This window comes from Bacillus sanguinis, from assembly GCF_018332475.1.
In the GTDB taxonomy this organism is placed as follows: domain Bacteria; phylum Bacillota; class Bacilli; order Bacillales; family Bacillaceae_G; genus Bacillus_A; species Bacillus_A sanguinis.
Genome location: NZ_BOQB01000371.1, coordinates 1 through 3673, shown reverse-complemented (window position 1 = coordinate 3673; position 3673 = coordinate 1). Strand labels below are relative to the sequence as shown.

Annotated in this window: 2 protein-coding genes; both read left to right on the top strand. The window is 31.4% G+C overall.

The window, feature by feature from the left end:
• Positions 1 to 94 precede the first annotated feature (94 nt).
• Positions 95 to 2785 carry an ATP-binding protein gene (locus tag KI369_RS26225; protein ID WP_212958390.1) on the top strand — a complete coding sequence of 897 codons (2691 nt, stop codon included), beginning with the start codon at positions 95 to 97 and terminating at the stop codon, positions 2783 to 2785.
• Between the two features lie 16 nt (positions 2786 to 2801).
• Positions 2802 to 3659: a CheR family methyltransferase gene (locus KI369_RS26220; protein WP_212958388.1), complete on the top strand. Its 858-nt coding sequence runs from the start codon at positions 2802 to 2804 to the stop codon at positions 3657 to 3659.
• Positions 3660 to 3673: the final 14 nt, after the last annotated feature.

Genomic DNA, 3673 nt, shown 5'->3' with positions numbered 1-3673 from the left:
TAGTTTGGCCTTATGAAAACTGATATAATATATATTACGTTTTTCATTCTTTACAATCGAAAACTTTTAATAATCTTGAAGGTAGGAATTTTTAATGAACTCGAAAGCAAAATTTAGTATTCGCTACAAAATTATGGCTGGTTATTTAGTTATCATTTTGTTCTTACTTATTTCTTTCATTATGTTAAACAATGAGATTTCCAATTTACAAAAATCTCGTAATTTTATTATTGATCACGATTTTAAAGTTCTTAATTTAACGAATCAAGTGGAGAAAGAATTGCTAACAATTGAAAATAAAGCGAAAGGCTTTATCACTTCTAATAACGTGAACTATCTGCAATCTCTTAACTCTGCCGAAAGAGATTATGAAAAACATTACCATGATCTTTTTTCTTTATTAGAAGATAATCCATCTCAGCAAGAAAAATTAAAACAGATTAACGAAAACATTACTAGTTGGATGAATAAAGAAATTCACCCGTTAATTGCAAATCATAATAGTAATAACATACAAGAAATCGACACTACCGAAATCCAATCCTTGCAATCACAGCTAACTGACTTCCGCAGCACAGAGGAGCAATTAACGAAAAAAAGAGCTGCACAATTAGATACTGAAAATAATAAATTAGAGCTTTGGTTATACAGTTTATTATTCTTACTATCTTGTATTTCTATTATCGTTTCACTTTATATTTCGAATTCCATTACAAAAACGATTAAAAATGTAATTCAAGTTATTAAATCGATTTCTTCTAAAGAAAAAATTACGGAAAGAATTCATGTAAACACCCATGACGAAATAAAAGATCTGGCTCATACAACGAACCACCTACTAGACGAAATATCGAAAAGAGAGTGGTTACAAACGGAGCATGCAGAATTAATTTTAATGTATCAAGGTGTATCTTCTATTGAGATGTTAGGTAACAAAATTTTGAGTGGAATTATACAAAAAACACAAACTTCCTGCGGTGCATTTTATGTACGTGAAGAAATTGAAGAAACAGTCTACTATGTAAAGAAAGCTTCTTTCGCTGATCAAGGTGCTGATATTGGAAAACAATCTATTAAAATGGGTGAAGGTTTCATTGGGCAATGTGCTTTAGAAAAACAAAGCTTTATTCTTCGAGAAATACCAGAAGAATTTCGTTATGTCACTAGCGGCTTATTAGAAATACGCCCTCAAAACCTACTAGTCGTCCCTATCTTATTTGAAGATGAAGTGATCGCAGTAATGGAGTTAGTAAGTGTAGCTGAGATTTCAGACTTACATCAAGATTTAATTCAACAAACCGTTGATAACCTAGGTTTAACAATCCATAGTATTATGGGACGTATGAGAATTCAAACTCTTTTACATGAATCACAAGCAATGACTGAAGAGCTGCAAGTTCAATCAGAAGAATTGCAAACGCAAGCGGAAGAACTACAAATGCAAGCCGAAGAATTACGAACAACGAATGAACAATTAGAGTCTAGAACTGAAGAAGCTGAACAAAGGACAGCTGACTTACAAATTACTAAATTAGAATTAGAAGAAAAAGCAAGCGAGTTGTTACGTAGTTCAAAATACAAATCAGAGTTCCTAGCAAATATGTCACATGAATTACGCACACCATTAAATAGTATTTTACTATTATCTGAAATGTTAAGAGAAAATCATGATAATCATTTATCCGATGATGAAATTGAATTAGCAACCGTCATTCATTCATCAGGGAAAGATTTACTTACTTTAATTAATGACATACTAGATTTATCTAAAGTAGAAGCCGGAAAACTAGACGTCATTTTTGAAGCAACGAACATAAGTGATATGGCAGCAAGTATGCAGCAAAACTTCTTACATATCGCTGCACAAAAAAATGTTGAATTTACTATTGAAGATAGTGATACAATTCCTAATCTGTTTTATACAGATGCAAAACGGATTGAACAAATTATTAAAAACTTATTATCCAATGCATTTAAATTCACAGAAAAAGGATCCGTCTCTTTACATTTCGATTCAATAGAAACAACCAATTTAAGTCATGATATGCAGTCTGTAAGTAAAGATTGGATTACAATTTCAGTAAAAGATACTGGTATTGGTATTGCTAAAGAACAGCATCAACTTATTTTCGAAGCCTTTCAACAGGCAGATGGCGCAACGATTCGGAAATATGGTGGTACAGGCTTAGGTTTATCTATTTGTAAAGAGTTTGCTAGATTATTAGGTGGTTGGATTACGTTAGAGAGTAATTTAGGGGCAGGCAGTACTTTCACAGTATATATTCCTAACCTTCCAAATGGATTAAATGATATACAAGTATCTAATTTAGAAGTCGCAGCAACGGTAGATGAAATTATTCCTGCTGAAGTTGTCGAGGAAACTATCGTTACTCCAGAAACAAATAACGTCTTCCAAGAGAAAACTATTTTAATTGTCGATGATGATCACCGAAATATATTTGCATTACAAAATGCATTAGAAAAACAACATGCCAACATTATTACTGCACAAAACGGTATAGAGTGTTTAGACATATTAAAAAACAATACAAATATTGACCTTATTTTAATGGATATTATGATGCCGAATATGGACGGTTATGAAACGATGGAACATATCCGAATGAATTTAGGGTTACATGAAATACCTATTATCGCATTAACTGCTAAAGCAATGCCAAATGATAAAGAAAAATGTTTATCTGCTGGCGCTTCAGATTATATAAGTAAACCATTAAATTTACATCAACTCTATTCGGTAATGAGTGTATGGTTAATAAAATAAGTGAGGTTTAGTTTCAGTGGAAAATAAGTATTATAATTTTGATCCATCAGTAGATACGGATAAGCGTACGAACTTAGAAATTGACTTACTATTGGAAGCGGTATTTAAACTATCAGGATTTGATTTTCGCCAATATGCTCGCACATCTATTTATAGAAGAATTTGTAATCGAATGCAGCTCTCTCATATCCCTACCATTTCAAAATTAATTGAAAAAGTAATTCATGAGGAAGGGTTTTTAGAACAGTTATTAAATGATTTCTCTATTAACGTAACTGAAATGTTCCGTAATCCTAACTTTTTTAAAGCGCTAAGAGAGCATGTCATTCCTGAATTAAAAAAATATCCTGAAATTAGAATTTGGCATGCTGGATGTGCAACTGGTGAAGAAGTATTATCAATGTCCATCTTACTTCATGAAGAAGGATTAAGTGAGAAAGCTGTTATTTACGCAACAGATATGAATACAAATGTGTTAGAAAAAGCAAAACAAGGTATTCTTCCATTAAATAAAATGCAAACTTATACGAAAAACTATTTACAAGCTGGTGGTACACAAGCGTTTTCTAACTACTATTCAACGGATAGTCGCTTTGCTTATTTTAATCCATCACTGTTACAAAACATTATTTTTGCACAACATAATTTAGTAACTGATCAATCTTTTAACGAATTTCACATTATACTTTGCCGTAACGTTTTAATTTACTTTACAAGTAAACTTCAAAATCAAGTACAGCAACTATTTTATGAAAGTTTAGGTCACAATGGATTCCTATGTTTAGGAAATAAAGAAACTCTTCGTTTCTCAAATATAATGCCGCATTATATCCAATTTAATCCGAACGAACAAATCTATCAAAAAATACAATAAAAAGCGTATGAAAT